Annotated in this window: 20 protein-coding genes; 14 read left to right on the top strand and 6 right to left on the bottom strand. The window is 71.1% G+C overall.

Annotation, left to right across the window (positions count from 1 at the left end; all coding sequences use genetic code 11):
• Positions 1-3 precede the first annotated feature (3 nt).
• The 6 genes from J3A75_RS22700 to J3A75_RS22675 all read right to left on the bottom strand — a co-directional run bounded on the left by J3A75_RS22700 (position 4) and on the right by J3A75_RS22675 (position 6,539).
• Positions 4-1,005 (bottom strand): TRAP transporter substrate-binding protein, encoded by a 1,002-nt coding sequence (locus tag J3A75_RS22700; RefSeq protein ID WP_083374378.1) that lies wholly within the window; start codon positions 1,003-1,005, stop codon positions 4-6.
• 126 nt (positions 1,006-1,131) lie between these two features.
• Positions 1,132-1,935 (bottom strand): enoyl-CoA hydratase/isomerase family protein, encoded by an 804-nt coding sequence (locus J3A75_RS22695; RefSeq protein ID WP_070999908.1) that lies wholly within the window; start codon positions 1,933-1,935, stop codon positions 1,132-1,134.
• A complete protein-coding gene (locus J3A75_RS22690; RefSeq protein WP_245295803.1) occupies positions 1,932-3,188 on the bottom strand; it encodes a CaiB/BaiF CoA transferase family protein in 1,257 nt (418 codons plus the stop codon). Before J3A75_RS22690 ends, J3A75_RS22695 begins: the two co-directional genes overlap by 4 nt.
• 16 nt (positions 3,189-3,204) lie before the next feature.
• Positions 3,205-4,320, bottom strand: a complete 1,116-nt coding sequence (locus tag J3A75_RS22685) for an acyl-CoA dehydrogenase family protein (RefSeq protein WP_070999907.1) — start codon at positions 4,318-4,320, stop codon at positions 3,205-3,207.
• 5 nt (positions 4,321-4,325) lie between these two features.
• A complete protein-coding gene (locus J3A75_RS22680; protein WP_070999906.1) occupies positions 4,326-5,477 on the bottom strand; it encodes an acyl-CoA dehydrogenase family protein in 1,152 nt (383 codons plus the stop codon).
• Between the two features lie 51 nt (positions 5,478-5,528).
• Positions 5,529-6,539, bottom strand: coding sequence for an ABC transporter substrate-binding protein (locus J3A75_RS22675; RefSeq protein WP_024829417.1), 1,011 nt, complete (start codon positions 6,537-6,539; stop codon positions 5,529-5,531).
• Positions 6,540-6,862: 323 nt separating this feature from the next.
• Here J3A75_RS22675 and J3A75_RS22670 point away from each other — a divergent pair, with 323 nt between their 5' ends.
• The 14 genes from J3A75_RS22670 to J3A75_RS22605 all read left to right on the top strand — a co-directional run bounded on the left by J3A75_RS22670 (position 6,863) and on the right by J3A75_RS22605 (position 19,914).
• Complete coding sequence (locus J3A75_RS22670; protein WP_209650782.1) at positions 6,863-7,699, top strand: IclR family transcriptional regulator; 837 nt, start codon at positions 6,863-6,865, stop codon at positions 7,697-7,699.
• Between the two features lie 189 nt (positions 7,700-7,888).
• Complete coding sequence (locus J3A75_RS22665; RefSeq protein ID WP_312892747.1) at positions 7,889-9,082, top strand: MFS transporter; 1,194 nt, start codon at positions 7,889-7,891, stop codon at positions 9,080-9,082.
• 320 nt (positions 9,083-9,402) lie between these two features.
• Positions 9,403-10,212 (top strand): N-acyl homoserine lactonase family protein, encoded by an 810-nt coding sequence (locus J3A75_RS22660; protein WP_043074087.1) that lies wholly within the window; start codon positions 9,403-9,405, stop codon positions 10,210-10,212.
• A 12-nt stretch (positions 10,213-10,224) separates the two neighbouring features.
• The gene (locus tag J3A75_RS22655; RefSeq protein ID WP_012320199.1) at positions 10,225-10,551 is read left to right on the top strand and encodes an NIPSNAP family protein; all 327 of its coding nucleotides are present in this window, start codon (positions 10,225-10,227) and stop codon (positions 10,549-10,551) included.
• 55 nt (positions 10,552-10,606) lie between these two features.
• Positions 10,607-11,479, top strand: a complete 873-nt coding sequence (locus J3A75_RS22650; protein WP_012320198.1) for an NAD(P)-dependent oxidoreductase — start codon at positions 10,607-10,609, stop codon at positions 11,477-11,479.
• A 4-nt stretch (positions 11,480-11,483) separates the two neighbouring features.
• Complete coding sequence (locus J3A75_RS22645; protein ID WP_076729084.1) at positions 11,484-12,920, top strand: aldehyde dehydrogenase family protein; 1,437 nt, start codon at positions 11,484-11,486, stop codon at positions 12,918-12,920.
• A gap of 58 nt (positions 12,921-12,978) precedes the next feature.
• Positions 12,979-13,380 (top strand): carboxymuconolactone decarboxylase family protein, encoded by a 402-nt coding sequence (locus J3A75_RS22640; protein WP_059408311.1) that lies wholly within the window; start codon positions 12,979-12,981, stop codon positions 13,378-13,380.
• A 92-nt stretch (positions 13,381-13,472) separates the two neighbouring features.
• Positions 13,473-14,849 (top strand): MFS transporter, encoded by a 1,377-nt coding sequence (locus tag J3A75_RS22635; RefSeq protein WP_209650780.1) that lies wholly within the window; start codon positions 13,473-13,475, stop codon positions 14,847-14,849.
• 26 nt (positions 14,850-14,875) lie between these two features.
• Positions 14,876-15,769 (top strand): NAD(P)-dependent oxidoreductase, encoded by an 894-nt coding sequence (locus J3A75_RS22630; RefSeq protein WP_209650779.1) that lies wholly within the window; start codon positions 14,876-14,878, stop codon positions 15,767-15,769.
• A 21-nt stretch (positions 15,770-15,790) separates the two neighbouring features.
• The gene (locus J3A75_RS22625) at positions 15,791-16,180 is read left to right on the top strand and encodes a cupin domain-containing protein (RefSeq protein WP_043074082.1); all 390 of its coding nucleotides are present in this window, start codon (positions 15,791-15,793) and stop codon (positions 16,178-16,180) included.
• Complete coding sequence (locus J3A75_RS22620; RefSeq protein ID WP_209650778.1) at positions 16,177-16,941, top strand: carboxymuconolactone decarboxylase family protein; 765 nt, start codon at positions 16,177-16,179, stop codon at positions 16,939-16,941. Before J3A75_RS22625 ends, J3A75_RS22620 begins: the two co-directional genes overlap by 4 nt.
• Before the next feature lie 85 nt (positions 16,942-17,026).
• The gene (locus J3A75_RS22615; protein ID WP_024829429.1) at positions 17,027-17,719 is read left to right on the top strand and encodes a GntR family transcriptional regulator; all 693 of its coding nucleotides are present in this window, start codon (positions 17,027-17,029) and stop codon (positions 17,717-17,719) included.
• A 282-nt stretch (positions 17,720-18,001) separates the two neighbouring features.
• Positions 18,002-18,940 (top strand): MurR/RpiR family transcriptional regulator, encoded by a 939-nt coding sequence (locus J3A75_RS22610; RefSeq protein WP_012320190.1) that lies wholly within the window; start codon positions 18,002-18,004, stop codon positions 18,938-18,940.
• Complete coding sequence (locus tag J3A75_RS22605) at positions 18,937-19,914, top strand: isoaspartyl peptidase/L-asparaginase family protein (RefSeq protein ID WP_209650777.1); 978 nt, start codon at positions 18,937-18,939, stop codon at positions 19,912-19,914. The genes J3A75_RS22610 and J3A75_RS22605 overlap by 4 nt, the downstream gene beginning before the upstream one ends.
• Positions 19,915-19,921: the final 7 nt, after the last annotated feature.

The raw sequence follows: 19,921 nt of genomic DNA, 5'->3' as shown, positions 1-19,921 counted from the left end.
GGATCAGTTGTTCGGCGCCGCCTCGGCTTCCTTGTTGAGCGCCGTGACGAGATCCTTGCCGACGCGGGAGGCCATCTCGCGCTGGACCGGTGCGAGCGCCTTGCGCCACGCGGCGTTCTCGGCCTCGGTCGGGGTGTAGACCTCGGTCTTGCCCGTGGCGCGGATGTCGGCGAGCGCCTTCTCGTTCTGCTTGTCGGCGATCTCGTGCTCGTAGGCGGTCGCATCCTTCATCGCGCCCTCGAGCGTCGTGCGGATGTCGGCGGGCAGGCCGTCCCAGAAGCCCTTGTTCACGATCACCGCGTAGCCGATGTAGCCGTGATAGGTCAGCGTGGCGTGCTTCTGCACCTCGTTGATCTTCTGGGTCGTGACGTTCGACGGCGGGTTCTCCTGGCCGTCGACCACACCGGTCTGCAGCGCCTGGTAGAGCTCGGAGAAGGCCAGGACCTGCGGTAGCGCGCCGAGCTGCTTGAACTGCGCCTCCAGCACCTTCGAGGACTGGATGCGGAACTTCAGGCCCTTCACGTCCTCGGGGGCGTGCATGGGCTTGTTGGCGGTGAGGATCTTGAAGCCGTTGTCCCAGTAGCCGAGGCCCTTGATCCCCTTGGATTCGAGCTTCTTGAACAGGCCCTGGCCGATCGGCCCGTCCTGGACGCGGCGGAGCACCTGCTCGTTGGGGAAGATGAAGGGCAGGTCGAAAGCCTCGAATTCCTTCACGCCGAGGGGGCCGAACTTGCTCGTGGACGGCGCCAGCATCTGCACGGCGCCGAGCTGGAGCATCTCCACCTCTTCCTTGTCCTTGTAGAGCGTGCTGTTCGGATAGATCTCGACCTTGACCCCGCCCTTGGTGCGCTCCTCGGCGAGCTGCTTGAACCGCTCGGCGCCCTGACCCTTGGGCGTGTCCGTGGTGACGACGTGGCTGAACTTGATGACGATCGGACTCTGCGCCGCGGCCGGCGCCGCGAGGGCGAGCGCACACACGAGCGCACCGAGAATCCGAGCCATCATCGCGTCCTCCCAGACTGATTCCGCGTCGTTGCGCGGATTGAATTTTGGATAGACTTGCAGGTAGTCGCGGTGGCGACAAGCATGAAAGCGTGATGCCCGGGGGGAGATGTTGTTCGCGCCGGTGGTTCAGCCCCTGTCGCGCTGGCCGATAAAGGCCTGCACCGCCTCCCGATGCTCGAGGGTCGCGGTGACGACGGCGTAGTGCGAGGAGATCAGGTCGAGGTTGGTGCGCAGGTCGTTGCGCAAGCCCTGATAGACCGCGCGCTTGATCAGGCTCAGCGTCAGCGGCGGCGCCTGGGCAATCTTCCGCGCCAGCGCCGCGACGGCCGGCATCAGGTCGGCGTCGGCGTGAACGCCGTTGACCAGACCGATCCGCAGGGCCTCGTCGGCATCGACGAAATCGCCGGTGAAGAACAGCTCCAGCGCCTTCGCGGTCCCGACGAGCCGGGGCAAGAAATGGGCGCCGCCCGCGCCCGGGACCAGGCCGACCCGCACGTAGGTCTCGGCGAAGCGGGCGCTCTGCGCGGCGTAGCGCAGGTCGCACATCAGGGCGAGGTCGAGGCCCGCGCCGGTGGCCACGCCGTTCAGCGCGGCGATCACCGGCTTGTCGAGATCCTCCAACGTCAGCGGGATGCGCTGGATCCGCCCGTGGAGCTCGTCCTTGCGCCGGGCGGGCGGCTGGTCGAGGCGCTCGCCCATCTCGACGATGTCGCCGCCGCTGCAGAAGGCCGAGCCCGCTCCGGTCACGACCACGACGCGGATCGCCGCGTCGGTGCGGCAGCGCTGCAGGGCCGCCGTCCAGGCCTCGATCATCGGGAAGGTGAAGGCGTTCTTCCGCTCGGGCCGGTTCAGCGTGATGGTCGCGACCCCCTCGGCGACGGAGAACAGCAGGTCCTCGCCCGCGTCGCGGGTCCTAGTCTCGGCACTCATCGGGCGGCCTCCAGGGGCGCGGGGTGGGTTTCGCCCGGCGCGTCGATCAGGGCCGCGATCTCGGCCGGGTCGAGCCCGGCCTCGGCCAGGACCTCGGCGGTGTGCTCGCCGTGCCGCGGGGCGTGGCGGCGGATCGCGAACCGGCTGCCGCTGAACGAGACCGGCCGGCGCATGGTCCGGTAGGCCCCCTCGCTCGGGTGCTCGGCGGTGCCGAAGAAGCCCACCGCCCTCAGGTGTTCGTCCTCCGGCAGGTCCTCCAGCCCGAGGACCGGCATGCACGGGATGCTCACCGAGTCGCAGAACGCGACCCACTCGGCGGTGGTCCTGCGCGGCGCCTCCTCCTCGACCAGCGCGTAGAGGATCTCGATGTTCTCCACCCGCACGGCGAGCGGCGCGAAGCGCGGATCGTCCACGAATTCGAGCCGGCCGGTATGGATGAAGAAGTCGCGCCAGTTCCGGTCCGAGTAGGGCAGGATGCAGGCGTAGCCGTCCCGGGTGCGGTAGGGCTTGCGCTTCGGGCTCAGCACCCGGTTGAAGCCCGGCGGCCCCAGCGGCGGCTCGAAGGCGTAGCCGACCATGTGCTCGACGAAGTTGAACTCGACCATGGTCTCGAACATCGGCACCTCGACCGCCTGCCCGCCACCGCCGGCCCGGCGCTCGTAGAGGGCGGCGAGGATCGCGCAGGCGATGGCTTGGCCGGCGATCTTGTCGCACAGCACGGTGGGCAGGTAGCCGGGCCGGCCGGTGGCGGCCGTCTGGAGCGCCGCGAGGCCCGAGCCCGCCTGAATCAGGTCGTCGTAGGCCGCCTTGTGGGCGTAGGGGCCGTCGGCCCCGAACCCGTAGGCGCCGCAGAAGACGATGTCGGGCTTGAGCGCGCGCACGCGCTCGTAGCCGTAGCCCAGGCGCAGGATCGCGTCCGGCCGCATCGAGTGGACGAACACGTCTGCGGTGGCGATCAGCTGGTCCAGGGCGGCCCGCGCCGCGGCCCGCTTCAGGTCGAGGCGCACGCTGCGCTTGTTGCGGTTGAGGTGCAGGAAGTTGCCGCCCATCCCGGCGCCCCGGGCGGGCCGGTAGTGCCGGAAGGAATCACCCTCCGGCGTCTCGATCTTGATCACGTCGGCGCCGAGATCGGCGAGGATATGCGTCGCCGAGGGGCCCATGATCACGCTGGTCAGATCGACGACCCGCACGCCCGCGAGCGGCCCGGCCTTGTTCGTCTCGGCAGAGTGAGTCTCGGCGGAGTGATCCGGCACGCAAAGGTCTCCCATCTCAGCCGGCACCGCCCCGGAGCCGGACCAGCATCGGCCAGAGGGCCGCGCCGCCGCACGCGCAGACCGCGCGCCCGATCCGCTCCTGCCAGAGGGCGTCGGATCCGAACTCGTCGCGCCAGGACCACAGCCGCCGCGTCGCGCGGTGGAGCGGGTGCTCCTGAGTGAAGCCCATGGCCCCGTGGATCTGATGGCCGATCGCCGCGACGTGGCCCGCCGCCTCGCCGCAGCGCGCCTTCGCGATGGCGGTGGCGAGGACGAAACGCGGGTCGCCCCAGCAGGCGGCCGCGAGGTCGGCGGCCGCACTCGCCGCCGCGACGTGGCCCGCGGCCTCGGCCAGCATGTGCTGGATCGCCTGGAACTTGGCGAGCGGCCGGCCGAATTGCTGCCGCTCCTGCGCATGATCGAGGGCGGAGCCGAGACAGCTCTCCAGGGCACCCACCATCTGCTGCGCCCGGACCCAGGCACCGACCGCCTCGACGGCCGGCACACCCGCTCCGGTGGCCCAGCCCGGCGCAGCCCGGACTTCGTCGGTGGAGACGGTGCAGCCGGTCAGGTCGAGCGTGTCGCGCGGCTCGCCGGCGAGGTTGTGGTGCGTGTCTCGGATCGTGCCGGGCGCGGCGATCCGCACGAGGTGCGGCTCGCCCGTCGCGTCGACGGCATCGAGGAGCAGGGACGCGACTGAACCGCCCCAGGGCACCTGCGCGACCCGGCCGTCCAAGACGAAGCCGTCCGTGTGGGGTGCGATCCGCACGGGGCCGCCCGGGACAAGCGACAGGGCGTCCGCGTTCGCGTCCCCGCCTGCCGCGCTCCAGAGCGCCGCGCCCACGACGGTCTCCGGCAGCGGCAGGGGCAGGGCGGCCCAACCGCAGCGCCGGATCAGCCGGGCGGCCGTCGTCGCGGCGAGGCCGATCCCGTCCTCCGCCTCGGGCACCAGCGCCAGCGGCAGGCCGCTCTCGGCGAGCGCCGTCCAGAGATCCGCCGGCCAGGCTGTCGCGTCCACGGCCCCATCGCACGCCGCCAGCAGCGCCGGCGTGAGGTGCTGGGCGAGCAGCCGCTCGACCTGATCGAGGACGATCCCGTCGACCATGTCGCCGGCCTCCACCGCGTGGTCCATCCGGCTCATCGCAGCCCCAGCCCCCGGGCGATGACGCCGCGCAGGACCTCGCGGGTCCCGCCGCGCAGGGTGAAGGACGGCGCCCGCAGGGTCACGCCGCCGAGCGCCTCGCGGAAGGCGTCGCCCTGCGCCGACAGGCTCGGCTCGACCGGCACGAGCCGCCGGGCGATCTCCGGCACCGCGCGCTCGAAGCCGTTGCCGACGTCCTTGACCAGGGCCGCCTCGACGCCCGGCACGATGCCCTGGTCGAGGAGGCGGGCCACCGAGGCCGACATGCCCAGCAGCGCGGTGAGCTGCGCCACCATCCGCCCGGTCTCGACCGCCTGGAAACGGTCCGGTTCCGGCCCGATCCGGTCGACGAGTTCGACGAGCAGGCGGTAATCCGACAGGAACCGGTCGGGTCCCGAGCGCTCGAAGGCGAGCTCCTCCGTGACGAGATTCCAGCCATCGCCCTCCGCGCCGACCCGCATCGCGTCGGGAACGCGGTAGTCGGTGAAGAACACCTCGTTGAACTCGTGATGGCCCGACAGGTCGAGGATCGGGCGCACCGTCACCCCGGGGGCGGCCATGTCGACGATGAACTGGGTCAGCCCGCCGTGCCGGTCCGGCCCGGGCTCGCCCGTCCGAACCAGGGCCAGCAGATAGTCGACCTGATGGGCGTTCGTCGTCCAGATCTTGGAGCCGTTGATGACCCAATCGTCGCCGTCGCGCACCGCGCGAGTCCGCACGGCGGCGAGGTCCGAGCCGGAATTCGGCTCGCTCATGCCGATGCCGAAGGCGCACTCGCCCCGGCAGATGCGCGGCAGGATCGCCCGCTTGGCCGCCTCGGTGCCGTGCCGCAGGATCTGCGGGCCGGATTGGCGGTCGGCGATCCAGTGGGCGCCGCAGGGCGCGCCGGCCGCCAGCATCTCCTCGGTGACGACGAAGCGGACGAGGCCGGAACGGGCGTGGCCGCCATAGGCCTCCGGCACGGTCAGGCCGATGAACCCGGCCGCCCCGGCGCGCCGGCTGAAGGCGGCGTCGAAGGTCGTCCACGAGGTCCGGTGCGGCACGAAATGCCCGGCCTCCCGTTCCGCGTCGAGGAAGGCGCGGATGGACGCGCGGGCGGCCTCGACCTCGGGCGGGAGCGGCTCGGCGCTGAAGCGGAAGCTGTGCATCCGAGGTTCCATGAGCGATGGGACGTGTGGGCGGCGCCGGATCCGCGTCGCTCAGCTCCCGTCGCGGCCCTGGAGGCCGGGGAAGAAGATCTCCTGCCAGTCGCCCGGCACCTTCCGCAGGAAGCCCTGCGTCGCCATCGCCTTGGCGAGGTTCACCATCCCCTTGGGCGCCACGTCGTAGACGATGGAGCCGTCGGTCAGGATCGTCTCGACCTGCGCGCGGTCGATCTGCACTTGTTCGGAGGCGAGGTAGATCGTCGCCGCGCGCTTAGGGTCGCTCCGGATCAGCGCCACCGCGTCCTCCATCCCGGCGCGGATCGCCTGCGCGACCTTCGGGTTCGCGTCGACGAAGCCCTGCTTGGCGTTCAGGGTGGCGGCGGTGATGTCGCCGCTGCCGATCAGGCCGGTCGAGGTCATGATCGCCCGGATCTTGGGGTCCGCCTGCAGGACCTGCGTGAACGGCGGCGTCGCGAAGTAGCCGGCGATGCCCTGTCCGGCGCGCATCGCCGCGGTGGCGTCCGGATGGGGCAGGCTCACCATCAGCGCGTCGGCCTTGGCCGCGGCGCCGAGCTGCTGGGCCGCCGCGACCCGCAGCAGGATCGCCTGGGGCGAGTTGAAGGCCGGGACCGCGATCTTGTCGCCGAAGGTGAAGTCCTTCAGCGCGGCGACGCCGGGCTTGCCTGTGAACAGCGTGTAGACGACCGAGCTCAGGGCGGTGAGGCTCTTGATCTGCTGGCTCCCGCGCGTCTTGTCCCAGGCGATCAGGGCGCCAGCCGAGCCGAGGGTGCCGAGCTCGACGCTGTCGGAGAGCAGCGCGTCGTTCATCGCCGTCGAGCCGCTGAAGCGGGTCAGCGTCACGGTCAGCCCTTCGAGCCCGGCTTCCTTGGCGCGCTTGTCGAACAGCCCCTCGCTCTGCGCGATCATCACCGGCAGGTAGACGAGGCCGTATTGCAGGCCGATGCGGACGGAGGCCGTCTCGGCCCGCGCCGCCCCGGCGAGGGCCGGAAGCGTCAGCGCGGCGACGAGGAGGCGCGCGGCGACGGCCGCGTGGCGGATCGACATCGGCATTCCTCCCGGACAGGGCCGCGCTTGCCGCGCGGTCTCCCGGTGCCGGTTGGTCAGACCGACGCGACACCGCGGACGAATAGGGCAGAGCGCGGACCCGGCTTCAACCGCCATCGCCCATCTGCTGAAGAATATCACATCCGTGATGGTGGCCACCGATCGTGCCGGCGCTATACTGCCGATCGACGACGATCCGGGGTCGCGTCGCAGCAACGGGGACGCGCCGGCGATGCGCCGCGATCACCACGGCTTCGGGCAGGGACGCGCAGGGCCGTCTTGCGCCATGCGGCTTCCGGGGACCCCGTTCCGCGGGTCCCGGCATGGGTGAGCGCGTCGGCGAGCGGGGCGCCGCGTGCACGGATCTGACGGTCGGGGCCGATCCCGCCGGCTCGGATCTGGCCCTGGTGAAGTCCGCCGGACGGGTGCTCCAGATCCTGGAGATGTTCGACGAGATCCAGCGCGAGGCCCGTGTCTCCGAGATCGCCGAGCGGCTGAAGGTCCCGCAATCGTCGACGTCGGTGCTCCTGAAGAGCCTCGTCCGGCTCGGGTACCTCGACTACGACCCGGCGAGCCGCAGCTTCCTGCCGTCGCCTCGTGTGGCGCTCCTCGGCGCGTGGCTCGACAAGGGGCCGGTGCGCGACGGCAGCCTCGTGCGCATGCTCGAGCACCTGTCGGAGCGCACGGGCGGCACGGTGATCCTCGCCGCGCGCAACGCGATCTTCTCGCAATACGTCCACGTCCTGCAGGCGCGCACCGCCATGCGCTTCCACGTCCCGCCCGGGACGCGCCGCCTCGTCGTCTGGTCGGCGACCGGCACCGCGCTCCTTGCCGACAGCCCGGAGGCCGAGATCGGTCCGCTGGTCCGCCGCACGAACGCCGAGGCGCCGGCCGGGCAGCCGCCGATCGCGCTCGCGGCCGTCCTGGCCAATCTGGCCCAACTGCGGCGGGACGGGCATTTCTTCTCCCGCGGCCTCGTCACGCCGGGCGCCGGCTCGATCGCGGTCCCGCTGCCCAAGCGCATCGACAGCAGGGGCCGCCCGCTGGCGGTCGCGGTGTCCGGCCTGCTCGATGAATTCGAGCGTCGGGAAGCGGAGTTCGCCGCGACGATCCACGACGCGGTCGCGCGGTTCCTGCCCGAGGATCCCTTGAGGTCTTGAATCCCAATTGCCGTCGCAATCGCCGCGACCTCCGAAGCGCGCGCACGGCTGCAGATCAAGGATTGCGGGGCTGGAGCGCCCGGCGGCGCGCTAGTGAAGGGTGAGGCCCTGCAGCCTCGAACGCGACCCAGCGGAGACATCATCATCGTGCCCGGCGCCCCATTTGCGCGCAGTTCCGAGCCAACCGAGGTGCCGCCGCGGCCGACCCTCGCCGGCAACACCGCCCTCGGCGTGACGCAGATCGTCCTGTGGGGCGGCACCTTCTTCCTCACCGCGGTCGTCTCGGACCCGGTCGTCGCCGAGACCGGCTGGCCGCAGGCGATGGTGGTGGGTGCCCTATCGCTGGCGATCTTCGTGTCGGGTCTGCCGGCGCCCTTCGTCGGCCGCATGATCCGGCGCCACGGCGGGCGGCCGGTCCTGGTCATCGGTGCCACGATCATCGCGGCCGGCCTCGTGCTGATGGCGGTCGCCCAGACCCTGCCGGTCTTCCTGCTCGCCTGGGTGGTCGCCGGTCTCGGCATGTCGGCCGCGCTCTACGATCCCCTCTTCGCCGCGATCGGCCAGGCCTACGGCCCCGCCGCACGCGGGGCGATGACGCAGATCGCGATCTCGTCGGGCTTGGCGGTCTCGCTCTGCTGGCCGGCGACGCGGTTTCTGGTCGATCATGTCGGCTGGCGCGGGGCCTGCCTCACCTACGCGATCCTGTCCGTCGCCTTCGTGGCCCCGCTCTTCGCCTGGGCGCTTCCGGCGCGGAGCCGGGCTGCTGCAGGACCGACGCCGCCGCGGCCTGCCGGGCCGGCGGGGTCGGCCGAAGCCGCGCGCCTGCCGGCCGAGCGCCTGCTCGCGGTGACCTTCACGATGGCGGCGATGATCATGACCGCCGCCTCGGTGCAATTGCTCAACCTGCTCCAGACGCTGGGCGTCGGCGGCACCGCCGCCGTGGCCCTGACCGGCCTGATCGGTCCGGCCCAGGTCGGCGTGCGCGTCGTCGAACTCGCCTTCGGCCGCCGCGCCCATCCGGCCTGGTCCCTGCTCCTGTCGAGCGCCAGCGTCGGGCTCGGCCTCCTGCTGCTGGCGACTTTGCCGTCGCTGGCGTGGCTCGCGATGCTGCTCTACGGCGCCGGCAACGGCATGCGCACCGTCGTGCGGGGCATGCTGCCGCTGGCGCTCTACGGACAGCGCGAATACGCGGCCGCGATGGGCCGGCTCGCCCGCCTGCCGCTCCTCGGTCAGGCGGTCACCCCGCTGGCCTGCGGCTACATCGCCGAACGGTTCGGCCTCATGCCGCTGCTGGACGTCATGCTGGCCGTGGCGGCGATCAATCTCGGCCTGTCCCTCTGGGTCTTCGGCTTCGCGATGCGCCGCCCGAACGAGCAGGCGTGATCGGCTCCGCGGGCCGGTCACGGAATCGAGGCAGCATTCCGCGGCAGCTCGCCCGGGCCGTCCGTCGCGATTCCTGATGCCGCGTCCGGGAGTGCCCGCGGGGTGCTGACAGCCGCCATCCCCGTCGAGCTAGCCGGTTCCACCCCACGCGAACGATCTGATGGCGCTTGGCATCGCTGAGCGGGGCGATCGACTGGGGCTGTCAAAATCGGTATCGCCTGATTGACAGATTGTCGGACGATATGCTCAATTCGAGTCGCGGATGAGATGCACCCGCGAGGAAGAGCCGGTTCAACCGGCCGCCTGAAGGAAACGCCCGCATGGACGCAGAGATCTACAAGATCTACGCGATCAAGTACGCGCATCATCACCGTATGGCCCGCGAAAACTTCATCGGCGGGGACATCCACGATGGGCCAATGCCGATCGACTACTTCGTGTGGGTCGTCGCGGGCGCTGGCCGAACGATCGTCGTCGACACGGGCTTCGACCGGGCGATGGCGACGAAGCGGGGTCGCGACATCGTCCGGCCGGTCGAGGAGGGTCTGGCGCGGATCGGGGTCGACCCGCTTCAGGTCGAGGACGTCGTCCTGACCCACCTGCACTACGACCATGCCGGCAACCACGACCTGTTCCCGAAGGCCCGCTTCCATGTCCAGGAGCGCGAGATGGCCTTCTGCACCGGCCGCTGCATGTGCCACCCGGAGGTCCGCCACCCCTTCGCCGCCGAGGACGTGAAGGCGATGGTGGACCGGCTGTTCGAGGACCGCGTCCGCTTCCGCGAGACGACCGACACGCTGTATCCGGGGATCACCCTCCACCGGGTCGGCGGGCACTCGGATGGCCTGCAGATCGTCCGGGTCCGCACGGCGCGCGGCTGGGTCGTTCTGGCCTCCGACGCCGCGCACTTCTTCGCCAATATCGGCCGCCGGCTCGCCTATCCGATCGTCTTCAACGTCGGCGACATGTTCGAGGGCTACCGGACCGTCCGGCGCCTGGCCGAATCCGAGGATCACATTGTCCCGGGCCACGATCCGCAGGTTCTCGCGATCTACCCGCCGGCGGCCGAGGATGTCGCCGGATGGATCGCGCGCGTCGACCTGCCCCCGACCGCTTCACCGACCTATTGACCGGAGGATTCCATGATCGTCGAGATGCGTGTCTACTACTGCGCCCCGACACGTCTGCCGGCCCTGCTGGAGCGGTTCCGCTCCACGACGCTCGGCTTCTTCCAGAAATACGGCATCGAGCAGATCGGTTTCTGGACCACGCTCGTCGGTCCCGACAACCACGCGCTCACCTACCTGCTCAAGTGGGACGACATGGCCCAGCGCGAGGCGCGCTGGAACGCCTTCCAGGCCGATCCGGACTGGATCGCCGCCCGCGCCGAGACTGAGAAGGACCGGCCGATCGTCGCCCGGATCGAGAACACCTTCCTCACCCCCACGGACTTCTCCGCCCTGCGCTGACGGGGACACGCGGCGTCGGGCCGCTCCGGCTGTCGCTCAGAGGGACATTCACGGCATGGAACAGAGAACCATCGGCGTCATCGGTCTCGGCATGATGGGCGACCCCATGAGCCGGTGCCTCGCCAAGGCGGGGCACGTGCTCCGCCTGCTCGACGCGGACGTAGGCCGGACCGACGCGCTCGCCCGGGACCTCGGCGCGACGGCGCTCACGCGGGAGAACGCCGCCGGGCTCGACCTGCTGATCACGATGCTGCCGAACTCGGCCATCGTCGAGGCGGTGCTGCTCGATGATGGCTGGGCCGACGCGCTTCCGGCCGGCGCCACCGTGATCGACATGAGCTCGTCGGAGCCGGTGCGGTCCCGCGCGCTCGGCGAGACGCTCGCCGGGAAGGGGCTCGGCTACCTGGACGCGCCGGTCTCGGGCGGCGTGAAGCGGGCGGTCAACGGCACGCTCGCCATCCTCGTCGGCGGCGCGGCGGACCTCCTCGCCCGCTGGCGGCCGGTGCTGGAGGCGATGGGCACCTCCGTCCTGCATATCGGCCCGGCGGGATCGGGCCACGCCGCCAAGGCGCTGAACAACTTCGTCTCCGCCGCGGGCCTGCTCGCCACCGTCGAGGCGCTCCACGTGGCCCAGCGCTTCGGCATCGCGCCGGAGGCCATGACCGACGTGCTCAACGCCTCGTCCGGGCGCAGCAACACCTCCGAGAACAAGGTCAAGCAGTTCATGCTCAGCGGCAGCTTCGCCTCGGGTTTCTCGCTGAAGCTGATGGACAAGGATCTCGGCATCGCCGGGGCGCTGGCCGAGTCGGTCGACTACCCGCTCGGCTTCGGCCGCCACTGCATCGAGACCTGGCACGCGATCGCCGGGGAGGTCGGGCCCGCGGCCGACCACACCGAGATGTACCGCCTGCTGGCCAAGGGAGCCTGAGACGATGGCACTCCCGGACCTGAGCCGCTTCTACATCGACGGCGCCTGGGTCGAGCCGGTCGCGGCCCGGCCGTTCCCGCTGATCGATCCCGCCACCGAGACCGCGTTCGGCACCCTCGCGCTCGGCAGTGCCGAGGATGTCGACCGGGCCGTCCGCGCGGCCCGCGCCGCCTTCCCGGCCTTCTCGGAGACGGCGCCCGCCGCGCGCGTCGCGCTGCTGCGCCGGATCCTCGCGCTGTTCGAGGAGCGGTTCGAGACCTTCGCCGAGACGATCCGGCAGGAGATGGGCTCGCCGATCGGCTTCGCCCGCAAGGGGCAGGCGGCGCGGGGACCGGCGCACCTCAACGCGCTCATCGAGGTGATGGAGCGCTTCGCCTTCGAGGAGGACCGCGGCACCACCCGGATCCGGCGCGAGCCGATCGGCGTCTGCGGCCTGATCACCCCCTGGAACTGGCCGATCAACCAGATCGTCGTGAAGATTGCCCCCGCGCTCGCGGCCGGCTGCACGATGGTGCTGAAGCCCAGCGAATACTCGGCCGTCAGCGCGATGCTGTTCGCGCAGGTCCTGCACGACGCGGGCGTGCCGCCGGGCGTGTTCAACCTCGTCAACGGGGACGGCCCCGGCGTCGGCGCGGCGATCGCCGCGCATCCGGGGATCGACATGGTCTCGTTCACCGGGTCGACCCGCGCCGGGATCGAGATCGCCCGGGCGGCGGCCCCGACCATCAAGCGCGTCGCGCAGGAGCTCGGCGGCAAGTCCGCCAACATCCTGCTCGAGGACGTCGACTTCGATCAGGCGGTCCGGCGCGGAGTCGCGGCCTGCTGCACCAATTCCGGCCAGTCCTGCTCCATCCCGACGCGGATGCTCGTGCCCAGAGACCGGATGGACGAGGCGGCCGCCATCGCGGCCGAGGCGGCCTCCGGCTTCCGGCTCGGCCCGACTGCGGACCCCGAGACGGATCTCGGCCCGGTGGTCAACCGCACCCAGTACGAGCGCGTCGTCGGGCTGATCCGCACCGGCATCGCGGAGGGCGCGCGGCTCGTCGCCGGCGGCCCGGAGCGGCCGGACCACCTGGACCGCGGCTTCTACGTCCGTCCGACGGTGTTCGCCGACGTGACCCCCGACATGACCATCGCGCAGGAGGAGATCTTCGGCCCGGTCCTGTCGATCCTCGCCTACGACAGCGAGGACGACGCCGTCGCGATCGCCAACGGGTCGCGCTACGGGCTCGCCGCCTACGTGCAGGGGCGAGACCGCGACCGGGCGCGCGCCGTGGCGCGGCGGCTGGTCGGCGGCCAGGTCCACATCAACTACCCGCCCCCGGACGTCCACGCGCCGTTCGGCGGCTACCGCCAGTCCGGCAACGGCCGGGAATGGGGCGAGGCCGGTCTCCAGGAATACCTCGAGACGAAGGCGATGATCGGCTTCGGCCTCGACTGATCCGTCCCGCGTGATGCGGCCGGCGTCTTCGCGCGTCGGCCCCGACCAGGAGAAGTAGATGTCCGACGAGAGCGAGCTGTTCGGTAAAGGTTTCGAGAACCGCAAGACCGTCCTCGGCGCCGCCCATGTCGAGAAGTCCTGGGCCAATGCCGACGCGTTCAACCGTCCGGTCCAGCGGCTCGTGACCGAGTATTGCTGGGGCGCGGTCTGGGGCGACGAGACGCTGCCGTTCAAGACCCGCAGCATGCTCAACATCGCCATGCTGACCGCGATGAACCAGCACCACGAGCTCGGCGTCCACGTCAAAGGCGCGCTCAACAACGGCGTGACCAAGGACGAGATCCAGGCCGTGCTGATGCAGGCCCTCGTCTATTGCGGCGCCCCGGCGGCCCTGGCCGCCTTCCGCACCGCCTCCGCGGCGATCGCCGCGTGGGACGCGGAGCAGGCCGGCGGGCGCTGATCCCGCGGACGACCGCGCGGGCTCGGCGCCCGCGCCCACGCTCCGACGCAGTCAAAAAAGTTGCGCGGCAGTACAACAGGGAGGGAGACGCCATGTCGGTCACGTCGGCGGCCTTGGCAACGGACGCAGCGGGCGCGCGCCCGGCCTCGTCCCAGTCGATCGAGGAGAAGCGGAAGAGCGCCATCCGCGGCGCGTTCTTCTCCGAATACATCGACATGTTCGACATCTACCTGCCGGTGGTCGCGCTGGCGCCGGTGATGTTCATGTTCCAGCCGAAGAACCTGTCACCCCAGATGGAGACGGTGCTGGCGTCGCTGGTGTTCATCACCACGCTGCTCGGCCGCCCGATCGGCGCGCTGATCTTCGGGCTGATCGCCGACAAGGTCGGGCGCCGCGCCGCGTCGATCTACTCGGTGGCGGGCTTCGGCGTGATCACGCTGCTGATCGGCCTGCTGCCGGGCTACGAGACGCTTGGCCTCGCCTCGTACATCCTGCTGGTCCTGCTGCGCTTCCTCGACGGGATCTTCCTCGGCGGCGGCTACACCGGGGCGATGCCGCTCGCCATCGAGTACTCGAAGAAGGACAAGCGCGGCTTCGTCGGCGGCCTGATCATCGCGGGCTTCCCGGCCGCCTATGTCAGCATCAACCTCATCACGATGCTGATGTTCTACCTGTTCCCGCTGGACGGGCCCGGGTCGCCCTACACGGTCTGGGGCTGGCGCATTCCCTTCATCGTCGGCGCGGCGCTCGCCGGCCTGCTCGCCCTCTACTACGTCCACAAGGTCTCGGAATCGGAGGTCTGGAAGAAGGAGGCGGCCGGCGGCGCGGCCCAGGCCGAGACATCGCCCATGGCGGGCCTGCTTTCCGGGAAGGGCGGGCGCGACCTGCTGCAAGTCCTGCTGCTGATGACCGGCTTCTGGACGACGCAGAACATCATCACGATCTACATGCCGACCGGTCTGCTGGTGAAGACCCTGCACCTCGACGGCTTCGCGCTGACCGCGACGCTGATGATCTGCTACACGATCCTGTTCTTCAGCTACATCGGCTCCGGACTGCTGGGACAGCTCATCGGCCGCCGGCGCTTCTTCGTGATCGTCGGCCCGCTGATCGCGACCGTCGGCGCGTACATCCTCTACACGCTGACCGTCACGCCCGGGATGGCGTTCGGCACCCGCGTGCTGCTGGTCAGCTTCCTGGCGGTCATCGTGACGTCGCCCTGGGGCGTCATCGTCACCTACATCAACGAGCGCTTCGCCACGGATGTCCGCGCCACCGGCTTCGGCATCGGCTTCAGCCTCTCGGTGGTGATCCCGTCCTTCTACGCCTTCTACATGGACTGGCTGAGCGCGCTGATGCCGCTCGCGCTGACGCCCGTGGCCCTGCTGATCGTCGGCGGGCTGATCGGCACCGTGGGCGCGCTCATCGGGCCGGAGACCAGGGACGTCGATTTCGGCACCGGGCACTGAGCCGGACGCCGCGCGGAGGTTGCAGCATGAACGGGAACCGGATCGGCTTCATCGGGCTCGGCAACATGGGCGGCCGCATGACGCGTCGCCTGACCGGGGCGGAGATCGACGTCGTCGGCTTCGACACCGACCCGGAGGCCGCGGCGCGCTGGGGCGCGACGGAAGCGGCCTCGATCGCCGCGGTCGTCGAGGCGGCGGACGTGGTCCTGATGTCCCTGCCCGACAGCAAGGTGGTCGAGCGCGTCGTGCTCGGCGAGGGCGGCGTCCTCGCGGGCTGCCGGGACGGGCAGATCGTCGTCGACCTCAGCACGGCCGCGGCCAGCTCGACACGCCGCATCGCCGGGGCCCTGACGGAGCGCGGCGTCGCCTACGTCGACGCGGGCATCTCCGGCGGCGCCGCCGCGGCCGAGACGGGCACGCTGACCCTGATGGTCGGCGGCGATCCGGCGATCATCGACCGGCTGGGCTGGGTGTTCGCGCCGATCGCCCGGAAGGTCGTCGTGATGGGCGGCTCCGGCGCCGGCCACACGACCAAGCTGCTCAACAACTTCCTGAACGCGGTCAGCCTCGCCGCCACCGCGGAGGTCATGGTGGCGGGCCGGAAGGCCGGGCTCGACCTGCACCGGCTCCTGGAGGTGCTGAACGCCTCCAGCGGCGTCAACTTCGCGACGCTGAACCGCTTCCCGAAGATCGTCGACGGCGACTACCTGGAAGGCGGCCTGACCGGCAAGCTGATGACCAAGGACGTCGTCCTCTACACCGACCTCCTGCACGAGCTCGGCGTCGCCTCCCTCAACGCGTCCGGCCCGATGGCGAGCTTCGGGCTCGCCACGGCGCTCGGCTACGGCGACGTCATCTCCAACCGCGTCGTCGACGCCATCGGCGACGTCTCCGGCGGCGTCCGGCTCCACGAGAACTGACACGAGAACTGAGAGGATACGATGCAGATCTTCCACGGTCGCGAGAACAGCGCGAGATCCGAGAGCCGCGGGCCGACCTTCACCGGGCAGGTCTGGGCCGATCCGGTCATGCCGTCGACGGGCGGCGTGATGATCAACAACGTCTTCTTCACGCCCGGCGCGCGGACCTTCTGGCACGCGCACGCGCAGGGTCAGATCCTGCAGGTCACCGCCGGCAAGGGCTGGATCTGCGTCGCGGGCCAGCAGGCGCAGCCGATCCGGGCGGGCGACACCGTCTGGATCCCCGCGGACGAGCGGCACTGGCACGGCGCGGCCGCCGACAGCTACCTGATCCACACGGCGATCTCGCTCGGCAAGACCGACTGGCAGGACGAGGTGGTCGAGGCCGATTACGCCGGAGCCACGGCATGACCGGAACCGCCCCGAACCCGGAGAGCCTCCGGCACACCGTGCAGGGCGAGCTCGGCTACTGGGATCCCGAGCAGGCGGCTCTGGCCGAGCTGGCCCCGGGCTTCCTCGACGCCTGGGCGCGGCTGGCGACGGTCCCGGTGCGCAAGAACCATCTCGGCGCCAAGGACCGCGCCCTGATCGCGCTCTCGGCCGCGACGGCCGCGACCCATCTCTACGCGCCCGGAACCCGCCGCCAGATCCGCAACGCCCTCGATGCGGGCGCGACGGCCGACGAGATCACGGAGGTGCTCGCGCTCACGGCGACGCTCGGCATCCATGCCTGCAACATCGGCGTGCCGCTGCTGCTGGAGGTGCTGGAGGAGGCCGGTCAGCGGAGCGGCCCCGAGCCGCTGACGCCGCGCCAGGAGCAGCTGAAATCCGACTTCACCCGCGACCGGGGCTACTGGCACAGCTTCTGGGACGGCCTTCTCGAACTCGATCCGGACCTGTTCGAAGGTTATCTCGATTTCTCGGCCTGGCCCTGGCGTCACGGCGTCCTCACGCCGAAGATGAAGGAGTTCGTCTACTGCGCCTTCGACGCGGCGGCGACCCATCTCTACGTGCCGGGACTGAAGATGCACATGAAGAACGCCATCGGCTACGGAGCGACCAAGGAGGAGATCATGGAGGTTCTGGAGATCGTCAGTCTGATCGGCATGCACGGCGCGGAACTGGCCGCGCCGATCCTGCGCGACGAGCTGGAGGCTCGGGGCCGGGGCTGACGGGCGCGCTGCGGGGCATGCCTTGCCACCCGAGGCCGCGCCATGTCACCCGTGCGGCCCAGCCGCGATCCCCGAACACCCAGCGATGAACAAGATCAGCGCCATCCAGCCGGACACGCTCCGTCGCAAGGTCGAGGACGCCGTCCGCGAGGCGATCACCTCGGGCGTCTACGCCCCCGGCGAGCGGCTGATCGAGCGCGAATTGTGCGAGGGGCTCGGCGTCAGCCGCGCCTCCGTGCGCGAGGCCCTGCGCCGGCTCGAGGCCGAGAAGCTCGTCCACACGGTGCCGCATCGCGGCCCGGTCGTGGCCTCGATCTCGGTGGAGGAGGCGCGTCAGCTCTACGCACTGCGCGCCGTCCTCGAGGGCTACGCGGCGCACGAATTCGCCACGCAGGCCGCGGATGCCGCCATCCTGCAGTTCGGGCGGGCCGCGGCGGATCTGCGCGAGGCCGCCGGCAGCGGCGACACGGACCGCGTCCTGCGCGCCAAGGGCATCCTGTACGACGTCATGCTCAGCCATTGCGGCAACGATCTCGTCCGCGAGATCCTCCGCGGCTTCTACTCCCGGATCAACCTGCTGCGGGCGACATCCCTGATGCATCCGGAGCGGCTGCCGCACAGCCTCGCCGAGATCGACGCCCTCGTGGCCGCTTTCCAGAAGCGGGACGCCGCGCAGGCGGAGCAGCTGGCCCGCCTCCACGTCACCAACGCGTGCGCGGTCGCCCTGAAGCAGCTCGCGTCTCGGACCGCGCAGACGCCTCTCGACGCGGTGAGCTGAGCCGAAGCCCCTCGGCCGCGAGCCCGCCCGTCCTTCGGCCGACCCGCTGACAGGATCCGGTGCCAGTCGCCGGCGATGGCCGACCAGCCATGCCGCCAGGCCGGGGAGAGGCGGCGGGGCGCGCCGCAGCGCGCGTTCGCCGCCGATGCGCCTCCCGGCGACCCATGGAACGCGATGATTTGTGCAGGGGATGCTACCGGAAGCGGCAGGTCTCGGCTTGCAAATGATCTAAAAGTTTCTCAATCTCGGCTCAGTTGAGAATTTTCGATCGGGCCTGGCGCCGTGGCACTGCAACCTGGGGAAGCATCTGTCGCCCAGCGCATCGCGCAGGCGTACCCGTCCCTCAGCGCCGCCCATCGGCAGGTTGCCCGCTTCGTCCTCGATCACCCGCTCCGCGCCGCGACGCTCCCGGTCAACGAGCTGGCGGATCTCGTCGGCGTCTCCGTCGCGACCGCCAACCGGTTCGCCCGCGCTGTCGGCTACGCAGGCTACGCGAAGTTTCGCGCGGCCCTCGTCCTGGGCTACGAGAAGGCGCTCGCCCCGGTCGAGAAGCTGCGCGGCGGCCGGGAGCAGCCCACGACCGTGTCCGGGATCCTCGACGGGGCCCTGGCCGACATCGTCCGCAACATCGAGGCGACGCGGCGGGGGCTCGACGGCGAAACGTGCGGCCGCGCGGTCGAGGCGATCCGGCAGGCCCGACGGGTCTACGTCGTGGGCCTGGGCAGCAGCAGCTGGCCGGCCGGCATCCTCGCGCGCAACCTCGACGTGAACCGCGAGGACGTGCACCTGCTGGCGACGCTGGAGGGGCCGGGCTTCGCCGCGCGGACCCTGCGCCGGCTGACGGCCGACGACCTCGTCATCGCCCTCGCCACGCCGCGCTACTTCGCCGACACGGTGCGGCTGGCCGAGATCGCCCGGAAGCACGGCGCCGCGGTGCTGGCGCTGACCGACGGCCCGCACTCGCCCCTCGTGGCGACCGCCACCCTCGCGCTCTACGCCCAGACGGACTGCCACTACTTCGCGGCCTCGGATGCCAGCCTGACGGCCCTCGTCGAGGCCCTCGCGAGCGCCTTCGCCCACGCGACCGTGGATCTCGTCCCGGCCGCGACGCGGGTGACGGAAGCGGTGCTGCCCTGGCTCGACCGCGACTACGCCGCCTGGCCGCCGCAGGGCGGAGCCGACGACCTGTCCGACACCCCGCCTCCGGGAACCGTTCCATGAGCGACCACCGCCCCGTTCTCGTGATCCACGGCGGCGCCGGGACGATCGCGCAGGGTCAGGATGATCCGGGCGAGGCGCGCTATCACGCGGCCCTCGCGGACATCCTGGCGGCCGGAGCGGCCTGCCTCGCCGACGGCGGCAACGCCCTCGACGCCGTGAGCGTCGCCGTAGACCTCCTCGAGGAGTGCCCGCTGTTCAACGCCGGCCACGGCGCCGTCTTCACCAGCGCCGAGACCCACGAGCTCGACGCCGCGATCATGGACGGTGCCACCCTGCGGGCCGGCGCCGTCGCGGGCGTCGCGCGGGTCCGCCGGCCCGGCCGCGCGGCCCGCGCGGTGATGGAGGCGGGCGAGCACGTCCTGATGGCCGGGGCCGGCGCCGAGGCCTTCGCGGAGCAGCACGGCCTGGAGATGGTCGAGCCGGACTTCTTCTCGACGGAAGCCCGCCGCGACCAGCTCCGCCGGGCCCGGGCCGCCGGGCAGGTGGCCCTCGACCACGACGCGGCGTCGGGCCCCCTCGACGAGACCCGCAAGTTCGGCACGGTCGGTGCCGTCGCCCTCGACCGGGACGGCCATCTCGCCGCCCTGACCTCGACCGGCGGCATGACCAACAAGCGTCCCGGCCGGATCGGCGACTCACCGCTGATCGGCGCGGGCACCTACGCGGACGACCGGACCGCCGCAATCTCCTGCACCGGCACGGGGGAAGCCTTCATCCGCGTCGCGGCGGCGCACGATGTCTGCGCGCGCATGGCCTACGGGGGCCAGGACCTCGCGGCGGCGGCTCGGGCGGTGGTCGAGGACGCTCTCCCGGCGGTCGGGGGCCGCGGCGGATTGATCGCCGTCGACGCGCGCGGCCGGGTCGCGATGCCGTTCAACACCGAGGGCATGTATCGCGGTGTCGTCCGCCCCGGCGAGGTGCCAACCACCGCGATCTTCGGCGAATCCCGCCGCGTCCCGGCTCCCGCGCGCTGAGATCCGC

The sequence above is a fragment of the Methylobacterium sp. PvP105 genome, from assembly GCF_017876975.1.
GTDB lineage: Bacteria > Pseudomonadota > Alphaproteobacteria > Rhizobiales > Beijerinckiaceae > Methylobacterium > Methylobacterium radiotolerans.
Note: the sequence above shows the minus strand (reverse complement) of the source record. Positions and strands in the feature narration are given on the sequence as shown.